The sequence below is a fragment of the Peribacillus sp. FSL E2-0159 genome (assembly GCF_038643155.1).
Taxonomy (GTDB): Bacteria; Bacillota; Bacilli; order Bacillales; family DSM-1321; genus Peribacillus; species Peribacillus simplex.
Genome location: NZ_CP152053.1, coordinates 578,840 through 600,777, shown reverse-complemented (window position 1 = coordinate 600,777; position 21,938 = coordinate 578,840). Strand labels below are relative to the sequence as shown.

At 40.6% G+C, this 21,938-nt stretch carries 18 protein-coding genes; 3 read left to right on the top strand and 15 right to left on the bottom strand.

Translation table 11 applies throughout. The features are described from left to right. Window positions 1-379: 379 nt before the first annotated feature. The 8 genes from NYE63_RS02965 to NYE63_RS02930 form a co-directional block, all read right to left on the bottom strand. On the bottom strand, window positions 380-1,906 hold the full coding sequence (locus NYE63_RS02965) for an acetyl-CoA hydrolase/transferase family protein (RefSeq protein WP_342604013.1): 1,527 nt from the start codon (window positions 1,904-1,906) through the stop codon (window positions 380-382). A 127-nt stretch (window positions 1,907-2,033) separates the two neighbouring features. Beyond that, window positions 2,034-2,684, bottom strand: a complete 651-nt coding sequence (locus tag NYE63_RS02960) for a LytTR family DNA-binding domain-containing protein (RefSeq protein WP_095390442.1) — start codon at window positions 2,682-2,684, stop codon at window positions 2,034-2,036. Window positions 2,685-3,264: 580 nt separating this feature from the next. Next, window positions 3,265-3,627, bottom strand: a complete 363-nt coding sequence (locus NYE63_RS02955; protein WP_063235326.1) for a P-II family nitrogen regulator — start codon at window positions 3,625-3,627, stop codon at window positions 3,265-3,267. Window positions 3,628-3,642: 15 nt separating this feature from the next. Next, complete coding sequence (locus NYE63_RS02950) at window positions 3,643-4,857, bottom strand: ammonium transporter (RefSeq protein ID WP_342604012.1); 1,215 nt, start codon at window positions 4,855-4,857, stop codon at window positions 3,643-3,645. A 304-nt stretch (window positions 4,858-5,161) separates the two neighbouring features. Then, window positions 5,162-5,365, bottom strand: a complete 204-nt coding sequence (locus NYE63_RS02945) for a YbdD/YjiX family protein (RefSeq protein ID WP_076370801.1) — start codon at window positions 5,363-5,365, stop codon at window positions 5,162-5,164. Between the two features lie 13 nt (window positions 5,366-5,378). Beyond that, window positions 5,379-7,433, bottom strand: coding sequence for a carbon starvation CstA family protein (locus NYE63_RS02940; protein ID WP_342604011.1), 2,055 nt, complete (start codon window positions 7,431-7,433; stop codon window positions 5,379-5,381). A gap of 419 nt (window positions 7,434-7,852) precedes the next feature. Further along, a complete protein-coding gene (locus NYE63_RS02935) occupies window positions 7,853-9,646 on the bottom strand; it encodes an ABC transporter ATP-binding protein (RefSeq protein ID WP_342604010.1) in 1,794 nt (597 codons plus the stop codon). Continuing rightward, a complete protein-coding gene (locus NYE63_RS02930) occupies window positions 9,621-11,369 on the bottom strand; it encodes an ABC transporter ATP-binding protein (RefSeq protein WP_342604009.1) in 1,749 nt (582 codons plus the stop codon). Before NYE63_RS02930 ends, NYE63_RS02935 begins: the two co-directional genes overlap by 26 nt. Before the next feature lie 450 nt (window positions 11,370-11,819). Between NYE63_RS02930 and NYE63_RS02925 the strand changes: the two genes are divergently transcribed. Further along, window positions 11,820-12,380 (top strand): nitroreductase, encoded by a 561-nt coding sequence (locus tag NYE63_RS02925; RefSeq protein WP_342604008.1) that lies wholly within the window; start codon window positions 11,820-11,822, stop codon window positions 12,378-12,380. Between the two features lie 632 nt (window positions 12,381-13,012). Here the strand turns inward: NYE63_RS02925 and NYE63_RS02920 are convergent. After that, on the bottom strand, window positions 13,013-14,359 hold the full coding sequence (locus tag NYE63_RS02920) for an aspartate kinase (protein ID WP_342604007.1): 1,347 nt from the start codon (window positions 14,357-14,359) through the stop codon (window positions 13,013-13,015). A 203-nt stretch (window positions 14,360-14,562) separates the two neighbouring features. Further along, window positions 14,563-15,063: a preQ(1) synthase gene (queF, locus tag NYE63_RS02915; protein ID WP_061461394.1), complete on the bottom strand. Its 501-nt coding sequence runs from the start codon at window positions 15,061-15,063 to the stop codon at window positions 14,563-14,565. A gap of 280 nt (window positions 15,064-15,343) precedes the next feature. Between queF and NYE63_RS02910 the strand changes: the two genes are divergently transcribed. Both NYE63_RS02910 and NYE63_RS02905 read left to right on the top strand, forming a co-directional pair. Then, window positions 15,344-16,201, top strand: a complete 858-nt coding sequence (locus NYE63_RS02910; RefSeq protein ID WP_342604006.1) for an EamA family transporter — start codon at window positions 15,344-15,346, stop codon at window positions 16,199-16,201. A gap of 250 nt (window positions 16,202-16,451) precedes the next feature. Beyond that, window positions 16,452-16,586 (top strand): BA3454 family stress response protein, encoded by a 135-nt coding sequence (locus NYE63_RS02905; protein WP_095390432.1) that lies wholly within the window; start codon window positions 16,452-16,454, stop codon window positions 16,584-16,586. 293 nt (window positions 16,587-16,879) lie between these two features. Here the strand turns inward: NYE63_RS02905 and NYE63_RS02900 are convergent, their stop codons facing one another. The 5 genes from NYE63_RS02900 to qoxA all read right to left on the bottom strand — a co-directional run bounded on the left by NYE63_RS02900 (window position 16,880) and on the right by qoxA (window position 21,480). Continuing rightward, window positions 16,880-17,329, bottom strand: a complete 450-nt coding sequence (locus NYE63_RS02900) for a YfmQ family protein (RefSeq protein WP_342604005.1) — start codon at window positions 17,327-17,329, stop codon at window positions 16,880-16,882. Window positions 17,330-17,648: 319 nt separating this feature from the next. Then, complete coding sequence (qoxD, locus tag NYE63_RS02895) at window positions 17,649-17,933, bottom strand: cytochrome aa3 quinol oxidase subunit IV (protein ID WP_063235316.1); 285 nt, start codon at window positions 17,931-17,933, stop codon at window positions 17,649-17,651. 1 nt (window position 17,934) lies between these two features. Continuing rightward, the gene (gene qoxC / locus NYE63_RS02890) at window positions 17,935-18,531 is read right to left on the bottom strand and encodes a cytochrome aa3 quinol oxidase subunit III (protein WP_063235315.1); all 597 of its coding nucleotides are present in this window, start codon (window positions 18,529-18,531) and stop codon (window positions 17,935-17,937) included. Further along, window positions 18,531-20,477: a cytochrome aa3 quinol oxidase subunit I gene (gene qoxB / locus NYE63_RS02885; protein ID WP_342604004.1), complete on the bottom strand. Its 1,947-nt coding sequence runs from the start codon at window positions 20,475-20,477 to the stop codon at window positions 18,531-18,533. Before qoxB ends, qoxC begins: the two co-directional genes overlap by 1 nt. A 73-nt stretch (window positions 20,478-20,550) precedes the next feature. Beyond that, the gene (gene qoxA / locus NYE63_RS02880; RefSeq protein ID WP_342604003.1) at window positions 20,551-21,480 is read right to left on the bottom strand and encodes a cytochrome aa3 quinol oxidase subunit II; all 930 of its coding nucleotides are present in this window, start codon (window positions 21,478-21,480) and stop codon (window positions 20,551-20,553) included. Window positions 21,481-21,938: the final 458 nt, after the last annotated feature.

The following is a 21,938-nucleotide window of genomic DNA, read 5'->3' as shown; positions in this document are numbered from 1 at the left end:
AGCATTCTATTTAACTCCCTATTTCTAAGGAAACAACATCATAAATACGAAAAATCCTATGTATGATAATCTTTCATTGTTAGCAGTTTACCATATTTCTATAACTTGAATGAATAATTATATACAAAAATAAAAGAAAAAAGCCTAAAGATACAGTTCCCTATCTTTTTGATGGTTAAGCTTCATTTTACACTTTAAATCTGTTATATGTTGGAAGAAAAAGAACTAATCGGCAACATCATACATATTACTTAGGAGAAATAATCTATTTACTTTTCAATATTGTATTGGTGTGACGAAAGATTCATCGGTTTTCAGCCAATAAGGGACACGGACCCAAATAAAAAAACCCCGCTGTATTTGCGGGGTCTTTTGAGTCTTATTTTTGATCTTGAAGTACCGCTTCAAGCATCGTACCGTTTTTAGCTAGGTTTGTATGCCATGAAAATGCCTTTTCAAGAATGTGTGGAGTTTGATGCCCACCCGTTTGCGCAACAGCTTCAGTGAAGTATGCACGAAGCTGTTGACGGTAGTCAGGATGCGCACAGTTTTCTATGATTAACTCTACGCGCTCTTTTGGTGCCAAACCACGTAAATCAGCGATCCCTTGCTCTGTTACTAATACATCCACATCATGTTCAGTATGATCCACATGAGAAACGAAAGGAACGATACTAGAAATTTTGCCGCCTTTTGCATATGATTTCGTTACGAAAATGCCTAGGCGTGAGTTACGGGCAAAATCTCCTGATCCACCGATTCCATTCATCATTCTTGTCCCAGAAACATGTGTCGAGTTCACGTTACCATAGATATCACATTCTAGCGCTGTATTGATTGAAATCAAGCCAAGGCGACGGATGATTTCAGGATGGTTAGATATTTCTTGTGGACGAAGAACTAGTTTATCACGGTATTTTTCAAGCTCACCGTAAACTTGTTTACCTTTTTCTTCAGCTAATGTAATCGAACACCCTGAAGCGAATTTAACCTTTCCAGCATCGATTAAATCAAATACCGCATCTTGCAGCACTTCTGAATAAACTTCCAAATCTTTAAATTCAGAATCAAGGAAGCCAGCGAATACTGCATTTGCCACTGAACCTACACCCGACTGAAGCGGAGCAAGGCTCTCAGTTAAACGGCCAGCCTTGATTTCTTCACGAAGGAAGTTAATAAGGTGGTTAGCGATTGTTGCAGTTTCTTCATCAGGCGGCACGATTGTAGAAGGTGCATCAAGATCTGTAGAAACGACGATTCCCATTACCTTTTCAGGATCAACCGCAATACCGATCGATCCAAGGCGATCACTTGCGTTAGTCATTGGAATCGGTTCGCGTTCCCCCTGTTTAGCTGGTGTATATATATCATGCATCCCTTCCAATCCTTCTGGATGAGACACGTTCAATTCAATGATTACATGTTTAGCTTCTTGAACGAATATGGCTGAGTTACCTACAGAAGTTGTCGGGATGATCAATCCATCTTCCGTAATCGCCAATGCTTCGATGATTGCAAAATCTATAGGTCCGACAATGCCTTGACGAACTTGTTCAGCAGTATGAGATAAATGCTGATCCACATAAGTGACTTCATCAGCATTGATTTTATTGCGAATGCCTTTATCCGCTTGGAACGGCAAACGTTTGTTTATGATACCGGCCTCCGCCATATGTTGGTCGACTTCCGGTCCTAATGAAGCACCAGTATAAACGTCAACTTTGAATTTTTCAGTTTTAGCTCTTTCAACTAAAGCCATCGGAATAACCTTAGCATCACCAGCACGGGTAAATCCGCTCATACCGAGTTTCATCCCATCTTTAATCCATGAAGCTGCTTCTTCCGCTGTAACTACTTTCCCCTTAAATTGTTCGTTGCGAATTTTTTTGAAAACGCTTTCGTTCATACAAAAGACCCCCATTTTCGCTTTTCTTACACTTAATTTTACCAATCCGGTGTAATTGTCACATTCATTTTCGAATGAAAAGCCTTAAATAGAGCATAAACCAGCATTTTTTTCACACAAGGGAGAATCAAAATCCTAAAGCCCTTCTGAATTGACTTGCATATGTTTGACTGACTTGGATTTTGGAATTGTCTTTCATTATCAGTAAAAATGTAGAATGAAAATCGGGAAGGATCTCTTGTATATAGTTGATATTGACGATGTACGAACGATGCACCCGAATGAATAAATCACTAGGTAAAATGAATTCCAATTCACTTAAATTCATTTTATGGAATCCACTCACACGTTCGGACTGAATTTTAGTTTTCCTATTTTGAGCTTCCAAATACATAATTTCATCATATGGAAGCGGTATCCAGCGATCATCTGTTTTAATGGTCAAAAATGATGTCGGTAAAATTAATGGCTTTGACGGCAAGATGGCCGTTACCGCTCCTAAAGGATTGCCCTCGTCCATAATAGGAACACTCAGCCCATAGTAAGGTACGCCAAATACATTGCTTTCAACTTGCACCCCTATTTTTTTACGGACACTCAGCGCTTTATATGTCGCCGTGTTTTCACTGATTAAATCACCCGGTTTTATTCTCAAATCAACTTGTTTGCTCGGTTGATAATAAATGTATTTTTCGGAATCAGCCACAGAAATTGAAGCATCCTTCGGTACAAACTCCCTGATGATATTTAAAACGGATTCGACCGTAAATTGATCCATTCCTTTCACCTCTTAAAAGAACATATTAATAATTTCCCTATTATTAAACGGGGCATTCATGAAATAACTTATAGTTTTTTGGAAAACTTACATTTTTTTGAATTTACTTTTCGTAAAATTAAAGAAAAATTGAAGTAACTAAGCGAAAATCGTCAAAAAAAGCAAAAAAATCGTATTTAAATTTATATCCTTATTCATTATAGTTGGAAATCTCCCCGATTTCCATGGGGGATTCAAGAAAAAAGTTTCCATACTAACATTTAAATGCTACAGCCGAGAGTTGGCACCAAACGCATAAAAGAGCCGCTCTCCCCATACAGGATAACGGCTGAAAGGTTATTTTTTTAAGCGGGGATTTTGAAACGAAGATTTTATTCGAAGGGATAAAATCTCTTCTAAATTTTTCAATGGTAATTCCAATAAAAAGGGTCGGTCATCAGGTTGATATACATCCTCTGAAATGAGCGTATTAACGATCTTCTGTTTTTTTGCATTAACAATTCGGACCAGTCTCCCCATTTTCAGCTCCCTTTCTTTAATCTCCTATATCCGGCCCATTCGGCCGCATTAATTCACAGCATCAGATATCATTCTTTAACGCATCATGTCCTTCTTTTCCGGTACGGATATTTACAACATTCGCCAATTCATAAATGAAGATTTTACCGTCACCTGGTTTACCGGTACTCAGGAATTTCCTTGCTACATCCACAACATCCTGAACGGGCACTTCACACACGACAATTTCGATTTTCATTCGGTCATGCAAGGACATTTCACGATTTCTGCCTCTATATGTTTCCACATAACTTTTCTGAAGACCCGTTCCTTTTACTTCCGATACTGTCATTCCGCTTACCCCTATTTTTGCAAGTTCCGCTTTGAATTGTTCAAACTTGATAGGACGTGTAATGATTTCTATTTTCGTTAAAACCTCGGACATATGATCAACCCCCTTTTAAATTGATTCGTGATAAGCTTTTTCTCCATGAAGTGTAAGATCAAGCCCCATTGACTCATCTTCTTCACTGACACGCAACGGCACGAAGAGGCTAATGACTTTAGCAACGATATAAGTGACCACGCCAACGAAGATATATGTCGCGATGATCGCTACAAGCTGTTTCCACAACAAGTTGAAATCGCCATAGAATAAACCATTTGCACCGTTTTCGTTTACGGTAGTGGTCGCGAACAAACCTGTAGCGATGCCACCCCATGTCCCACCGATCCCATGTAATCCGAAAGCATCAAGTGCATCGTCGTAACCCAGTTTATTTTTCAGGAAGAATACGCCCCAGAAACATACGGCACCGCCAACTACACCGATGATGATGGAAGAGGCAGTGGTTACGAATCCACAAGCAGGTGTAATGGCTACCAAGCCTGAAATAGCTCCGGATACCGCACCCAGCAATGTTGCCTTTTTATTAGCCATATACTCAACGATCAGCCAGCCAATGATACCAGCTGCTGCTGCCACTGCTGTATTAACGAATACATTCATCGCCACTTCATTGATTGTCAATGCACTTCCGACGTTGAAGCCGTACCAGCCGAACCAAATTAGTGAACCTCCGAGGAATGTTAAAGGAAGATTATGTGGTGCACTGTCACCCGACTCTTTTCTTTTACCTAACATGATCGCTAAAACCAGACCCGCAACCCCTGAAGAAATATGAACCACGTTGCCACCTGCAAAGTCAAGTGCGCCCAGTTCCGCTAACCAGCCGCCTCCCCATACCCAGTGTGCAACGGGAGCGTATACGAATAAAGACCAAAGGATCGTAAAAATCAGGAATGCCGAAAACTTCATCCGCTCAGCAATGCCACCTGCAATGATCGAAACCGTTAAAACGGCAAAAGTCATTTGGAATAACATGAACAAGCTATGAGGAATTGTTTCGCTATATGGTCCAGGTGCAAAGCCTACATCCTTTAAACCAACCCAGTCCAGACCGCCCAGAAGTGTATTACCAGGTGAAAATGATAATGAATACCCAATCAGCACCCAAAGAATCGAAATGACAGCCAGTGGCATGTAACTATGCATTGCCGTATTCAGGACATTTTTACTTTTTACCATCCCTCCATAAAATAGGGCAATCCCTGGTGTCATTATCCAAACCATCATCGTCGCCAAAAACATGAATACCGAATCTGCCATTTGCATACTGTTTTTTCCCCCTTGTTTTTGTATATGTTATGTTTATTAACACTATTATGTTATATTTTTTATCATATACTTAATTTTCTAATAATTCAACTTAATTTTTGTTTTCCGCTTAAAAAATGTTAGGTTATATAACATTACTATGAATAATAGATTAGAAAATGTGATTTTGTTGGTTTAAAAATTACTTTTCCACATTTTCACGACTCCATGGCGTTACATTTCCCCCTCTACTTATGTCCTACTCCGAAAAAACCCACTAAAAAAGGGCCCTCCTATTGAGGGCCCTTCAAAAGATATTCAGTTAGCAGCAACGAGACACTTTCCCACCCTTTGCATTATACCGCTCATCCTGTGCTTCACAGAAAAATTCTTTCCTGGTTTTCACAGGGTCTTCAGGATGATGCATTTTCATATGCGCCACATAAGTATCATAACTTGGCACGCCGACTAGCAAACTGACGAATTGCTTTCTGTAGCTGAGAATTTTAATCAATCTTTTCAACATTGCCTTCCCTCCCTTATGACGACCTTGATACATAAGGTGTTTCATGTAAATCTATTTTCTGGTTCTTCAAGACTTTTATCCATAACCTAATTGCAGAAATCAGGACCGTGATCACCACTATCATGAAGATGGCACATAGGGCAGCATCGACATAATCATTGACGATGACCCGTTTCATCTCGGCAAGGTTAGCTGCCGGAGCAAGAATTTCCCCATTATCATAGGCCGCTTTAAACTTATCCTTATGTGCTAAAAAGCCAATAGCCGGGTTTTCGTGGAACAGCTTTTGCCACCCAGCCGTCATGGTCACTATCAACAAGAATGTAGTAGGTACAAGAGTGACCCATGTGTACGCTTTTTTGCCCATTTTGAAAAGTACCGTCGTCCCAAGCAGCAACGCAATGGCGGAAAGCATTTGATTCGCAATTCCAAACAATGGCCAAAGGGTGTTGATTCCGCCAAGAGGATCAATGACCCCTTGATAAAGGAAGTACCCCCAGCCGATTACACAAATGGCAGTCGCAATAATATTGGGCAGCCATTTATTCGTTTCGGCAAAAGGTTTGTAAAAAGTCCCGATGATATCCTGTATCATAAAACGCCCTACCCTGGTTCCAGCATCAATGGTGGTCAAAATGAACAATGCCTCGAACAGGATCGCGAAATGATACCAGAACGCCATCAGGGACGCTCCGCCAATCACTTGCGAGAAGATATGGGCCATACCGATAGCAAAGGTTGGAGCTCCTCCAGTACGGGATATAATGGTCTCTTCCCCAACATCGTCTGCAAGGCCGGTAATCATCTCAGGTGTCAAAATGAAACCCCAATCGGATATCGTAGCAGCCACTTGAGCTGGTTCCGTTCCCACAACGGCACCCGGGCTGTTAATAGCAAAATAGATCCCCGGAGTCAGTACACAGGCTGCTATCATCGCCATGATGGCTACAAATGATTCAGTCAACATCGCCCCGTATCCGATTGGACGTGAATGGGATTCCCGTTCTATCATTTTAGGAGTTGTACCTGATGAAACGAGTGCATGGAATCCCGATACCGCTCCACATGCGATCGTAATGAATAGGAACGGGAATAAATTTCCGGAAAATACAGGTCCTGTTCCATCGATGAATTGAGTGACGGCAGGCATTTCAAGGCTCGGCATGACAATAAAGATACCAAGTGCAAGTCCGATGATCGTACCGATTTTCAAGAATGTGCTTAAGTAATCACGCGGTGCCAATAACATCCATACAGGCAAAACGGAGGCAACGAATCCATATACAATCAACATGATGGCGATGGTTTCCCCGCTGAAAGTGAACATTGGCGCCAATGTTGCGCTCTCGGATACAAAGCGGCCGAAATATAACGCGAGCATCAATAGTATGATTCCGATAATCGATCCTTCGCCAACCCGTCCCGGCCTTATATAGCGCATGTAAATGCCCATAAGCACAGCAATCGGTATGGTCGAGGCAATCGTGAACATCCCCCACGGACTGCCCACAAGCGCCTTTACAACAACCAGGGCAAGTACCGCTAATAAAATGATCATTATACCCAGGATACCGATCATCGCTATCAAGCCTGTAATCGGTCCAATTTCCTCCTTGATCATCTCTCCCAATGATTTGCCGTTACGGCGCATCGAACCGAAGAGAATGATGAAATCCTGTACGGCACCAGCTAATACAACTCCAACTACAAGCCATAGTGTCCCTGGCAGATATCCCATCTGCGCTGCAAGGATGGGACCTACGAGAGGGCCAGCTCCGGCAATTGCTGCAAAATGGTGGCCAAACAACACCCATTTATTTGTAGGTACGTAGTCCTTCCCATCATTATTCGCTTCCGATGGAGTCTGGCGATTGTCATCTAGCTCAAACACTTTCCGTGCAATGAATTTACTATAAAAGCGGTATGCAATTGAATAAACACAGAGTGCTGCAGTGACAATCCACATGGCATTGATGCTTTCCCCCCGGTTTAGCGCGACGAAACCAAAACTCACCGCACCCAACGCAGATATGATCCCCCAAAGAATGACCGACTTAAGCGCTTTCATTTTTTCCATCTCCTCTCTATTGAACTATTGTGCACCTATAAAAAAACCTTCATTTATAAGGGGCTAGGACTATATTCCTCCCTGACCCATTAAATTTAAAGAATTTTATATATATTCTGAATTATATGTTATCATAAGGTTTTTTAGCAATAGTAAATTGGTCAATTTGTAAAGTATTTTCCATTATTTTGTCGATAATTCCCTCTTCTCCCACCGTTATGTATTTAGGAATTCACTCTATCTAAAAACCGTATCGGGTAAAAAATGCAGCAAAAAAATTGCTACGATAAGGAAGTCCGTAAAATCAGCGGCCGATTCATCTTCTCAAGGAAGAACTCTTCATATTTTTAGAAAGTTTAAGGTCCTTGTTTTATGGGACCAACGCAAAAAATGTGCGCCTGATGGCACACATTTTTTCTTCATCCGGATTGATTTTCCCTTAATGAACTGCGATATAGTTCGTAATAAAAACCCCTCTGCCGCAACAATTCATCATGGGATCCCTTTTCAATGATCCTTCCTTCATCAAGTACAAGGATTTGATCACTTTGCTGAATTGTATTCAATCGATGGGCAATGACAAAACTTGTCCTTCCCTCCATCAAACGGTGTAATGCTTCCTGGATTTTAAGCTCGGTAATCGTATCTATGCTACTTGTCGCTTCATCCAAAATCAATAGAACGGGATCAGCTAAAATAGCCCTGGCAATCGATAATAACTGGCGCTGCCCCTGACTTATTCCACTGCCATCCTGATTCAAGATGGTATCATATCGATCTGGCAGTTTCATGATAAAGGAATGGGCATTGGCAAGCTTGGCTGCATTCACCACTTCTTCATTCTCCGCCTCCAGTCGGCCGTAGCGGATGTTTTCACGTATCGTACCTTGAAACAAAAAGGAATCCTGTAAAACGAAGCCCATATACTTGCGGAGACTGGATCTCGTCACCTGTTGGATATCCTGGCCATCAATCATTATCCGACCGCTGTTCGGCTCGTAAAAACGGGCAAGAAGATTAATGATTGTGGTCTTACCGGCCCCTGTGGGACCTACAAGCGCAATGGTCTCCCCTTTTTCTACATGGAAACTAACATCATTTATCGTTTGCTCATCATCATCATTATATGAAAAGGAAACACTCTCAAAGTCCACCTCACCACGGACATCACGAAGTTCGGAGGCCTGTTTCTCATCCACTTCTTCTTCTTGTTCATCAAGTATGGCGAAAACCCGCTCCGCACCGGCAACAGCTGATAGGAGTGTATTAAATTGGTTAGCTAGGTCATTGAGCGGACGGGTGAATTGCCTTGAATACTCGGTGAAAATGACAATGACCCCGATGGAAACCGTTCCTATCCCACTCAGCGCCAAAAACCCGCCGACAGCTGCTATTACCGTGAAACTTAAGTTGTTCAGTAAATTCATCAGTTTTGGAATCAGCCCAGAGTATGATTGTGATAGAAATCCAGCTTTCTTTAAGTTTTCACTCCGGATGATAAAATCCCTTATCACTTTATCTTCCTGTGAAAAAGCCTTTACGATCCGTTGTCCGGAAATCGTTTCTTCTATAAACCCATTCAGTTCTCCAAGGTTCTTCTGCTGTGCTTTAAACAGCTTTCCCGTCCGGTTCGTTATCCACCTCAGACCGAAGAACATAAGAGGAACGATTAATAAGGTTAAAACAGTTAATAAAGGGCTCAGATACAGCATGACTCCGATCGTCCCGACCAGTGTCAGCACACTTGAAAAAATCTGGATGACGGAACTATTCAAAGTGGAACTGACATTTTCTATATCATTCGTGACCCTACTCATCAATTCCCCATGCTGACGCCGGTCAAAAAAGGGAATGGACAACTGGTGAAGTTTTTTGAACAATTGATTGCGCATCGCATAAACCGTATCCTGCGCGATTCCAATCATCCAATAATTCTGAAGCCACATGGATAGGGAATAGAATACATAGACTCCGAGAAGTCCGAAAAGAAGGCTGATCAGCCCCCCGCTATCTCTTGTGACAATATAATCATCAATGGCCATCCCAACAAGAAAGGGGCCAAGCAATCCCAAAACCGAGCTTATCAGTACCATAAAAAGTACACAAAATAGCAGGCTTTTATTCGTTGCTAAGTAGGGAATGATCCTTTTTATCGTATTCCAGGAGTTAACCGGTTTAGACTTTGCTTTAGCGGGAGATATTCTTCGACTCAAGAGAAATGCCCTCCTCCCCAAACTGTGAGTGAACGATTTTTCGATAAAGATCACTTGTTTGAATCAAATCCTGATGTTTCCCCAGCGCAAGTACTTGACCACTTTCCAGCAACAAGATTTTGTCCGCCTCCATGGCCGTACTGATTTTTTGTGTAATGATGAGCGTTGTGCATGTATAGTCCTTTAAAGCAGCAAGCAATTTACTCTCCGTTTTCAAATCCAGAGCACTCGTGCTATCATCCAGAAGGAGAATCTTTGGTCTGCGCACCAATGCTCTTGCAATCGATAAGCGCTGTTTTTGCCCTCCGGACAGATTCACCCCTTTTTGCCCTAACAGGGTTTCATATTGTTTAGGAAGTTTCATTATGGTCTCATGTACCTGAGCATGCATGGCCGCTTCCATGATTTCCTCCATCGAGGCACCTTCTTTTCCCCAAGCGACATTATTTTTTATGGTTCCTGAAAAAAGCAGGGCCTCTTGCGGTACATAGCCGATCCTTTTCCGCAGCGAATCCAAGGGAATATCTTTAAGGTCTTGGTCATCAATTTGAATGGAGCCGCTTTCAACTTCGTATAATCTCGGAATCAGCTGAAACAGTGATGTTTTCCCTGATCCTGTCGCTCCTATGATGGCAAGTGATTCTCCCGGACCGATGGAGAAGGTTAAGTCTTTCAATATCGGGGTTTCGGTTCCAGGATAGCGGAAAGATACATCCAGAAACTTAATGCCTCCCCCATTGACGGCCCCACTCTTGCTCTCCACCTTACCTTCATCAATATCTATCGGGGTTTCAAATATTTCCGTCACACGTTCCGCTGAAGCCTTCGCACGGGAAATGACCATGATCAGCCATGAAAAAACGGAAAGGGATGCCGCAATCCTCGTGGCGTAGTTGACAATTGCCACAACTTCCCCTACCTGTATATCACCCGTTGTTATAAATTCACTTCCAAGCCAGAGAATGATCAGAATCGCCACATTCATGACAAGCATCAACACAGGCATCGTCGTTTCAATTAAACGAAGGGAAGTCACAGTCTTTCTTTTCAACTCTTCATTCACATCGTCAAATCGGCCGATTTCATGCTCCTTACGAAGAAAAGCTTTGATCAAGCGCATGCCTATCAGGTTTTCCCTCATGACGCCATTGACATTATCGAGTTTTTTCTGTACGAGCTTAAACAGCTTAGCTGCTCGTTTCATAACCCATCCCAGGAAGAAAACAAGAACCGGAATTGAAATGACCAAAACAAGTGATAGTTTCAAATCGACCGCAATAGCCATTATCGCTCCGCCGATTACGATCAATGGCGCCCTTGCCATGATACGCAGGCCCATAAAAACCGTATTTTGAAGTTGAGTCACATCATTCGTCATCCTTGTTATCAAAGAGGAAGTCGGAATATTATTCAAATTTGCAAAAGAAAACGCCTGTATTTTACCAAAAAGGCTTTTCCTGACATCATGTCCAAAGCTTTGACTTACATGTGATGCCGTAAAGGAATTAACGATCCCGCCAAGAAATGAAAAAACGGAAAGTCCAACCATGACACTTCCCCATTTAATCACCACCGATAAATCTTTCTGCAAAATGCCATCATCAATTATTTTTGCTATAAATAGAGGTTGTAACAGCTCTACCCCGAGCTCGACAATCATTAAGGATAAAGCAAGAATGATCAAAAGCCAGTACGGCTTAAGAAATGAAGACAATTTTTTCATCTATGACACCTTCGATTCCTCATATGTAGATAGCATCTATTCATCCTCTCATTATACATTTTTATACAGATTTTTTAAAAGATTTTAACTGTTTTAAAGGACTAGTAAACATCTTGAATTTTTTTTTATAAATACCCTTGACAAATAACAGGAAATAAGCGAAAATTCTAATTGATAATGATTTTCAATTTCATTATCGATCTCTGAAATTTGATAAGCAATTACGATAATCTCTTATCGTACCCTTTTGATATTGTACATAGATACAATGTCGCCCCGGCTTCTCTGTGCCTAGTAAAAATTATATGCTCATTAGCGAATGCAAGTCACTAGAATATTGCCCCCTCTTTATTCAAGTAATTTATTCACGTTGGAAGCATATTAGGCAGCCGGGGATTATTTTTTTTCAACTATTAAACTTACATATATGATTAAAGGAGCAGGATAATCATGAAACTGGAAGATATCATAAAAGAACGGCGCAGCATCAAACGATTTAAGGACATTCCTGTTCCTATTGATACCATCCAAACATTATTGGAAACTTCTACATGGGCACCGAACCATAAAATGACCCAACCATGGCGCTTCGTCGTGGTGCATGGTGATAGCCGTTTAAAACTCGCAGAAGCAACCCGTGCATTCATGGCAGGCAAAGAGAAGGACCCTGAAAAGAAAAATGCAGCCGGACAGCGGGGATATAATAAACTTATAGGTGTACCGATGTTTGTCGCAGTGATCATGGAAGAGAATCCGAATCCTATGACACGTGAAGAAGATTATGCGGCCACAAGTGCCTTGATCCAGAATTTCAGCCTGCTTGCCTGGGAACAAGGAATCGGGATGATATGGGAAACATACGGCATGATACACAGCATGGAGTTTCGTGAAGCTTTAGGCGTGAAACCCGGTGAGAAGATCGTCGGCAGCCTTCACGTTGGCTATCCCGATATGATCCCTGCTCCACGGCCAAGGAACGCGATCGATCAACTCCTGACAATTATGGACTAACATAAAAGGAAAGCCTCCAATCTTCCATTTGGAGGCTTTCCTTTTATATTTATGAGCAATCAATGATTAGCGGGCAAATGTTGTAGTCCACTTATCATAATCCCCCTTAAAGATTACCTTTGATGTTTTTTCACGATATCTGCGATAATTTTCGTACCCACCCCTTCATGCGGCCCCAATTTCGTGGTTAGACCGCATTTTTCAAACAGTGCATCCAGAATGGGATTAGGTATGGGCAGACAGCTGTTATTGCTTGATAATAGGTACATACCGCTCCTTTTATACAAATGGAGCGTGATTTGGGCTATCTCCCCTCTTTCCTCCTGCCATGATGCCGCTCTTTAAAGAATTGCTATATGGTGTTATCAATATTCAGAATATCTTCCTTACAGCCAGCTCCCTCATTGTCTCGATCATCCTCTTCTTTGCTGTCTCAAGGATATTATTCTTAAAGGATAAATGGGTACTGAACTAAAGACGCGCTGAACCCTCGGCGCGTCTTTTATTCACTCGAATTTAATTCCATGAAAATCATTCGTTTCCCACAATCATGGAATCCACCTTATTATCGACTTGGAACTTTCATAACCAAAAAAACCTCCCTTTTCAAGGAGGTCCCTAAACGTTCATACTCAAAAGAACTCGTGATATAATGCCTGAATTGCCGTCTCTTCATTATGCCCTTTCACACCGAACATCATGCTTACCTCCGAAGAGCCCTGGTTGATCATCTCAATATTCACCTTTGCTTCTGCCAAGGCTTTTGACGCTCTTGCCGTTGTACCGACATTATGACGCATTCCTTCTCCTACAACCATGATCAAGGCAAGATCATGCTCCACATTCACTTCATCGGCATGAAGCTCTTTCTTGATTCGTGAAATGATTTTCTTCTCGGCTTCATCCTTCATCTGGTCCTGCCTTAGAATAAGCGTCACATCATCAATGCCTGATGGAATATGCTCATATGAAACTCCATAATCTTCAAGGATGTGCAGCAGTTTCCGGCCAAAACCAACTTCCCGGTTCATCAAATATTTGCTAATGTAAATACTGCAAAATCCTTTATCACTTGCTATCCCAATAACCGGCCCGTTCGTATTATCCCGTGTACTCACAATTCGGGTCCCTTGTGCCGCCGGATTGTTCGTATTCTGGATATGGACAGGTATTCCCGCACGGAATGCAGGAATCAGCGCCTCATCATGAAATACCGAGAAACCTGCATAAGAAAGCTCCCGCATTTCACGATAGGTTAATTCCCGGATTCCCTTGGGATTGGAAACCACATTTGGATTCACCGCATAAACGGCATCCACGTCCGTAAAGTTCTCATACAAATCAGCTTTGACCCCATTCGCAAGAATCGAACCCGTAATATCGGAACCGCTCCTTGAGAAGGTTAAAACATCACCATCTAACGTATACCCGAAGAACCCTGGGAATACTAAGATTCCAGGCTCATCACGCAGAGCATATAACCGATCATAAGACTCTGGCAGCACCTTGGTAAATCCACCTTCATCCGTTACGATCAAGCCAGCCTTCTTCGGATTTATATACTGTGCCTCTACTCCAAGACTTTGGAAATAACCTGCGACCAGCTTCGCATTATTATCTTCGCCACTGGCCTTCAAGGCATCCAGATAGCGCTTCGGGTTAGTTTGGTCTGCATGCAACAGTGCCATTAAATTTTCATGAATCCCAGTGATGACACTCCCGGATATATCCAGCTCTTCAGCAATGCTCGCATAGCGGGATACGACATCTTCTATCAAATGCTCTCCATTATCCCCGCGCAGCTGCTGTTCCGCAGCCCCAATCAATAAATCCGTCACCTTTATATCATCGGAATTGCGTTTTCCTGGAGCCGAAACGACTACAATCTTCCTCTCTGGATCAGAAACAACAATTTCGAATACCTTCCTCAACTGTTCACCTGATGCAAGTGAACTTCCGCCAAACTTTGCAACTTTCATCTCGACATCCCCTATTTTCGTAAATATTCTGTCAAAATCAACTCTCCCTATTATTACGCTTTTTCGCGAAACAATCAAGTGCAAATTCCATTATAGGAGGACATTTGTATTTTTAAAAAGGACAAAACGACAGGACCACCGATCGATAATGGCTAAAAACAAAAAAAAGACAACGGGCATATGCCCATTGTCTCTCGTATTCTTTAGCGATTATCGACTGTTTCCGGGTATAAATCATGGTTCATCAAGCGGTAATCCGCCATTTCCTCATACTTCGTACCTGGTTTCCCATAATTTGTGTAAGGGTCGATGGAAATTCCGCCCCTAGGTGTAAACTTGCCCCAGACTTCAATATATTTAGGATCCATCAATTCGATTAAATCATTCATGATGATGTTCATGCAGTCTTCATGGAAATCACCGTGATTGCGGAAGCTGAATAAATAAAGTTTCAAAGACTTGCTTTCCACCATTTTCACACTGGGAATATAGCTGATGTAAATGGTTGCAAAATCCGGCTGGCCCGTTATCGGACATAAGCTAGTGAATTCCGGGCAATTGAATTTGACGAAATAATCCCGGTTCGGATGCTTGTTATCGAATGACTCAAGGATTTCAGGTGCATAGTCGAATGTATATTTTGTTCCTTGATTACCAAGCAGTGTGATATCTTTTTTTAATTCTTCTTCTTTTCTTCCAGACATTAAAAGTCCTCCTAATCCCAGGTTACAGGGAGATTCATAAAGTGGGCCTCTATATAACAAAAACCATATCTCCTCAAAGATATGGTTGATTCGCGAAAAATATCAAAGCCATAGTTTTTTTAAGAGGGTGATGCTATGAACCTCTCCCGTTTATCGGGAAATATTTTAAAATTGTCATAGTAAATATAGAAAAAAATATCTAATCTGTCAATCATACTTTTATAATTTGGTTTGATTCCTGTATGCTTTCAGCTTAAAATGTAGAAGAAGTTTATCCTACATGAAGGAAGAGATTAAGTCAATGTGGATTTTTGCAGCGCTCATCACGAGTTTATGTTTCGGAATCAATAACAGCATTTTTAAATGGAGTAGCGGAAAAGGTTACTCAAAGGTACATATCCAATTTTTCTTTTATTTTTCAGCTTTTATTTTGTCTATATTTTATGGAGTACTTGTGGATGGTTTGCAGCTGAACTGGCTGTCTATCATGCTTGGTGCAGCCATTGGGGTACTGAACGCTAATGGTAATCTCCAGATGGCAAGCGCCTTTGAAAAAGGGCCGGCAAGCTTGACATCTCCATTAATCGCAGCGAATGCAATATTCCCCATTCTCTGTGCAGCTTTAATTTTTCACGAACATATTTCTTCCTTGCAGTGGAGTGGAATTGTCTGCATGTTTCTCGCTACCTTAGTCATTCAGTATACACCTAATGCTAAAGGTAACCACCAATATGTCCCTTGGATAATGCACACATTATTATCCATCTTATCTTTTGGTGTGCTCGGCATTCTAATGACGACATCAACACGTCTTCATTTAAACTCCCTCGATATCCTAGTATCAATGTACGGAGGAGGAATGCTTTATCTTCTTTCGGTGCTGGCCTTTAAAAATGAAAAAATCAAGCTAAAGGAAGTCAAAATCGGTTCCTTAGTAGGCTTATTAAGCACCATAGGCTATGGATGTTATTTCTTTGCGTTGAACACCGGCATCGCAAGCATCATTTTCCCTGTCGTCAGCCTGAACTGTTTGGTTGTCGTATTCGCTGGATGTTACTTATTCAAGGAAAAACTAAAAAACTATCAAATCGCTGGCGTACTTGCAGCATTAATCGGTATTATCTTAACTAAAATATGAATATAGTTCATTTGAAAAAAGCCCTGGCTGTCATGTGCACACAAGCTAGGGCTTTTTTGTAGTTAGCCGGGAAATTGGGTTGGTAAAAAAAAAAATGTTGACACATCTCCAAAAATATCAGATAATTTTGAATATTAATTCTTAAGATTTTACAGCTTTTGCAATGTTTGAAAAATCCTCTGCCACGGGTATTAAAGAAATAGGTACAACCATCTCATTTAATTCTGAATTAAGAAAGGAAAGATGCATAATGGTAAAAGTTACAGTAACAGTTGATTTCCAAGGAAAATCTTATCAAACAAACGTCCTTACTAAACCGGGTACTGATCATGAAGTAATTTTACAACAAGCCCTTCATCAAGTTGAAAAACAATGGAAAGCATAAAAAGGCAGGCATCGTAATAGATACCTGCTTTTTTATTACCATTTAATAATTTCCAAAATTCTATTCAATGCACTATTAAAGAACCTCTTACAGCAGTCTCCTCACTTTTAATTGTTTTTTCCAAAATACACTAAAATCCAAGAATTCAGTGTGTACGTTAGCCTCTCAATCTGAATAACAAGTAATTTAGAATTTTTTATAATGAAAAAAGCACCTAAATGAGATGGGATTACACAATAAAAAGACTTATAAAAAAGGACGGTCTTTTTAAGGACCGTCATCTTAATGTTCTTTTAAGCTAAATTACTTATTAATGGCACGGAACGTTCTTGGAGGCTATCGGAAAACAAACTATAAGAAATGACTTTCTTCTTGTACTGTTTAACTACATCCACGTGGTCATTGTAAATGTACACAAATAACCTAACATCCTTTTTGCCTCTTTTAGTATCAATGACCAATGGAAAACCACTATTCTCGGGATTCAAAAACAATTGCTCGTTCCCAGGGAATATATGATTTTTTTTCAAAAATCTAGCGTTATTAAAATAATTAATAACTTGAATTTTTTCTTCACCTTCCAAACGTTTTCCGTCAAAGGTTACAATCGCATTCTCGTCACTAATTTCAGAGTGTATTTTAAATTTGCTGATAATCCAATTAACCGCATCGGTTGGAAGACAGGAAACCAATATTTTTAACAAACTCAATATAATAGTCAAAATCAAAACCGGCAATGTCAATTTCATCATCTCCGCTACGTTTATAAATTAATTCTTATATCAAAAGGACTGACAGTTTTTCTTAGAGAATGTGTCCGTTCTATTAACGTTTTACTTTAGTAAAACCTTGCACTTAAACGCAAGGGCGCACTCCAAAACGGGAAAATTTTTCGTTTAATAAATATAATGTTCCGAAATGGTTATACTAAACAAAATGGGTCATCCACATCCTTCTTATCCATACAAATTTCTATGAATGAAGTGGATAAAGCGGTATATGTTCTCAACTAAAACACAAAAAAACTGGGCGTCATCAAGACGCCCAGTTTTCCGGAATGGATTATTGATATCCCCAGACCATTGTTAGCAATGTACCGAAAATTGTTACCAATGCAACGAACAATCCGTAATAAACGTTTGTGTAAATCGATGCTTTATCTTCAGACTCTCCTGCATGCATGAACATAACAAACTGAAGTGCAGCTTGCATGAAAGCTGTAACGAGTAGAATGATCACAGCCATTTTAAGTGAGAGATCAAACACAATAACTGATAGAGCGACCAAAGTCAGGATTAGTGAAAAGGCAAATCCCATAACTTGGCCCCGTGGGAATAATTCTTTCATATTACATCATTCCTTTCAGGTAGACGAAACTGAAGATGAAAATCCAGACAACGTCCAAGAAATGCCAGTAAAGTGAAAAGATGAAAGCCTTGTTTGTTGTTTGTGGAGTCATACCGCGCTTTTTAATCTGCATGATAATGAAGGTTCCCCAGAATAAACCAAGTGTAACGTGAGCTCCATGCGTACCTAGTAATGTGAACAAACTAGATAAGAAAGCACTTGTTTGAATCGTTGCTCCTTCATGTACATACTCCACGAATTCATAAATTTCGACTCCTAAGAAGCCTAAACCAAGAATAAGGGTGATAATGAAGAAACCAATCGTTGCTTTCTGTCTGCCAAGTCTCATTGCATTGATTCCAAGACCTATGGTAAAACTACTAGTTAAAAGAAAGATTGTTTGAAACATTAGGGTTGGGACTTTAAAAAGATGTTCCCCTGTTGGACCATTTCCAGTACCATCAACTAATACAAAATAAGTGGCGAACAGTGTAGCGAAAAGAGCTATTTCTGCCCCCAGGAAAATCCAGAACCCAAAAATCTTTAAGCGATTTTCTTCCGTGCTATATTCTAGTGGCAGCGAGTTATCTATTTTCATTACTTAGCACCTCGCAATTTATTTTCAGTTTCTTCGATCTCTTCAACAGAGATATAACGTCCGTGATCTTTTTCGAATGAACGGTGAATCATACAAGCAAAGATACCGATCGTTGCAATGATTGCAATGATCCACATGCTGAATACCAATGCAAAGCCCCAAACGAAGAAGATACAGCTCATGATAAACGGCACGCCACTGTTATTTGGCATATGAATCTTTTCTACTTTACCACCAAATAATTTAAAGCCTTTTTTCTTTGAATCCCAGAATGCTTCCGTAGAATCAACTGTTGGCACGATTGCAAAGTTATATTCAGGGATTGGTGTATGTGTAGCCCACTCTAGAGAACGTGCATCCCATGGATCGTTCGAGATATTTCTTGACGCATAACGAGTACTCCAATAGATATTGTACACAATAAGTGCAAAACCTATTGCCAAGCCAATCGCTCCAACGAAAGAGAGCATATTCAATGGACCATACCCTGTTGATTCAGAGTACGTATACATACGACGTGCCTGCCCATCTAAACCAGTGATGAACATCGGGAAGAATGTTACATTAAAGCCGATTGTAATGAACCAGAACGACCATTTCCCAATTTTTTCGCTCAACATAAAACCGAACATTTTTGGCCACCAGTACGTGAAACCAGCAAGTACGGCAAATACAGTACCAGGGATTAAAACGTAGTGGAAATGAGCTACTAAGAACATTGTATTATGGTATTGGTAGTCAGCACTTGCCATGGCAAGCATTACCCCTGTTACCCCACCGAGCGTGAAAATCGGAATGAAAGCTAAAGAGTATAGCATTGGAACGGTAAATACGATTTTACCTTTCCAAAGTGTGAACAACCAGTTGAAAATCTTAACACCAGTCGGGACGGCAATTGCCATCGTGGTAATCGAGAAGATACCATTAACCATTGCACCGTGACCCATTGTATAGAAATGGTGAGCCCATACAATGAAAGATAAAGTAGAAATAGCTACCATGGAGATAACCATCGAATTATACCCGTACAGGTTACGACGTGCAAATGTCGAAATGATTTCACTGTAAATACCGAAAGCTGGAAGAATTACTATATAAACTTCAGGATGTCCCCAAACCCAGAACAAGTTCGCCCAAAGCATATCGCTACCGCCATTGGCCATCGTAAAGAATTGAGTTCCGAATAGACGATCCATTGTCATCAACGCAAGTGCCACTGTCAATACAGGGAAAGCGAAAACGATAATGAAGTTTGTGATCAAGATAGACCATGTGAACATTGGCATTTTCATTAAGTTCATGCCAGGTGCTCTCATTTTCAAGATTGTTACGATAAAGTTGATACCAGTCATTAATGTACCGATACCAGCTATTTGAAGTGCAATCGCGTAATAGTTCGAACCTACTGATTCACTGAAATCGTTACTTGCCAGCGGGAAGTAAGATGTCCAACCTGCATCAGGGGAACCACCGACTACGAAAGAGATGTTAAATAGCATTGCCCCCATGAAGAATAACCAGAAGCTTACTGCGTTCAGACGTGGGAATGCTACGTCACGCGCTCCAATTTGTAATGGTGTAACAATGTTCATTAACCCAATGATAAATGGCATAGCCATGAACAAGATCATGACGACCCCGTGTGTTGTAAATACCTCATTATAGTGCTGTCCATCCAAAAGACCGTTATCTGGAATAGCCGTTTGAGCACGCATCATAAGGGCATCGACGCCACCACGGAAAAGCATAAGCAGTGCTGCCAAGATGTACATGATACCAATACGTTTATGGTCAACCGTTGTTAACCACTCACGCCATAAGTAACCCCATTTTTTAAAATAGGTAATTCCGGCAACAACCGCAATCATGGTTAAACCAATGGCAACCATGGATGCATAAATCGCAGGACTTGGATGAGGTACGGCAAATCGATCAAAGTAATCCATACTTTTGTGACTCCTTTCAGGAAAATATTCCTTATCTTGTAAACCTAGTTGTTTTATCGAACGAAATTAATTCTTATTGATCATGATTCATGTTGCTGTGTTCTGAATGTTCCTCGTGTGAATCCTTGGAATCATTTTCTTCAGTATCAGAAGATCCGTGGTCATGACCAGCATTTTCCCCTTCAGGAGCTGGTGAAAACTCTAAGTGAGTTCCAGTGTAAGTGGATTGCCCTACATGACCAGGTTTTAATAATTCATTGAATTTTTCCTCAGTAATCGGTTTAGCAGTAGCTTTAATTTCATCTACCCACTTATCGTATTCTTCTGCAGACAGTGCATTAACGTTAAACGTTTGCTGAGCAAAACCTGAACCACTGAAGTTTGAATTTCGACCCATATACTCACCTGGTACATCAGCTGCTAAGTGCAACGTATTAACCATGTCCGACATCGCGTATTTTTGTCCTCCAAGTTGCGGAATCCAGAAACTTGAGATTGGACCGAATGAGTAAAGTTTAAATTCGATTGGTCGGTTAGTAGGTATAAACAGATAGTTGACTGTTTCGATATCTTCTTCCGGATAACTAAAATGCCATTTCCAGTTGGAAGATGAAGCGTAAATAACTAAAGGTTCTTGATCTCCGTACCCTTTAGGCGTTGCCTCAACTTCATTTGTTGTTTTAACAGTAACAACGGATAGGAAAGCGACGATTAAAATTGGGATCGCAACCCAAATTATTTCAAGAACCTTACTTCCTTCTATATGAGGCGGTTCATAATCATCACGTTGTTTGGAAGCACGATATTTCATTATCATGAAGATATACAGTACCATAACGACAAGGACGACAAAGGCCATTGTCCATATCGAAATCATAATAACATCTGCTTGTGTTGCAGCTACTGGCCCTTTAGGGTCCAAGACCATTAATGGGTTATCGCAACCGGTTAGCACAGTGGCAATTGTAAAAAGTATAGTTAATAGAGCCCATTTTATTTTCATAGTACTACCCCTTTCTTACATAATAAAATTCCAATTGGTAATTATTCGGACAAAGTGTTACCATGTTCACAAACCCGACATACCAATATTAATCCCAAGTGTAAAAAAAGACAATATAAAGTGACATCTGTCACATAAAGTTCAATAAAGAGCAGTAAGAAGATGGTAAATGAGCAGAAATGTTCGAAAATCTTCAGCAAATGAAATATAATAAATGTTTAATAAATTACCTATGGAAAATTCACTTATCAGTACTGGATTGCAATTATACCGGTCACTTCCCGTTTAATATTACTCTAATATAATGAAATAGAATTTCCACATTATATTCACCGCGTTTATTACCTCAAAACTTCTTAAGATTATGAATTATATTACCTATCCTGTTAATTAGATATATATCGTTGTGAAACGTGATTTAAAACGGATTTTCTTCACTCGGCCATGGAAGTTGGCAA

Coding starts and splice junctions, on each gene's coding strand:
- NYE63_RS02965 (WP_342604013.1), bottom strand. CDS start 1,906: ATGAACGAAAGCGTTTTCAAAAAAATTCGCAACGAACAATTTAAGGGG.
- NYE63_RS02960 (WP_095390442.1), bottom strand. CDS start 2,684: ATGGATCAATTTACGGTCGAATCCGTTTTAAATATCATCAGGGAGTTT.
- NYE63_RS02955 (WP_063235326.1), bottom strand. CDS start 3,627: ATGTCCGAGGTTTTAACGAAAATAGAAATCATTACACGTCCTATCAAG.
- NYE63_RS02950 (WP_342604012.1), bottom strand. CDS start 4,857: ATGCAAATGGCAGATTCGGTATTCATGTTTTTGGCGACGATGATGGTT.
- NYE63_RS02945 (WP_076370801.1), bottom strand. CDS start 5,365: ATGTTGAAAAGATTGATTAAAATTCTCAGCTACAGAAAGCAATTCGTC.
- NYE63_RS02940 (WP_342604011.1), bottom strand. CDS start 7,433: ATGAAAGCGCTTAAGTCGGTCATTCTTTGGGGGATCATATCTGCGTTG.
- NYE63_RS02930 (WP_342604009.1), bottom strand. CDS start 11,369: ATGAAAAAATTGTCTTCATTTCTTAAGCCGTACTGGCTTTTGATCATT.
- NYE63_RS02925 (WP_342604008.1), top strand. CDS start 11,820: ATGAAACTGGAAGATATCATAAAAGAACGGCGCAGCATCAAACGATTT.
- NYE63_RS02920 (WP_342604007.1), bottom strand. CDS start 14,359: ATGAAAGTTGCAAAGTTTGGCGGAAGTTCACTTGCATCAGGTGAACAG.
- queF (WP_061461394.1), bottom strand. CDS start 15,063: ATGTCTGGAAGAAAAGAAGAAGAATTAAAAAAAGATATCACACTGCTT.
- NYE63_RS02910 (WP_342604006.1), top strand. CDS start 15,344: ATGAAGGAAGAGATTAAGTCAATGTGGATTTTTGCAGCGCTCATCACG.
- NYE63_RS02905 (WP_095390432.1), top strand. CDS start 16,452: ATGGTAAAAGTTACAGTAACAGTTGATTTCCAAGGAAAATCTTATCAA.
- qoxD (WP_063235316.1), bottom strand. CDS start 17,933: ATGAAAGAATTATTCCCACGGGGCCAAGTTATGGGATTTGCCTTTTCA.
- qoxC (WP_063235315.1), bottom strand. CDS start 18,531: ATGAAAATAGATAACTCGCTGCCACTAGAATATAGCACGGAAGAAAAT.
- qoxB (WP_342604004.1), bottom strand. CDS start 20,477: ATGGATTACTTTGATCGATTTGCCGTACCTCATCCAAGTCCTGCGATT.
- qoxA (WP_342604003.1), bottom strand. CDS start 21,480: ATGAAAATAAAATGGGCTCTATTAACTATACTTTTTACAATTGCCACT.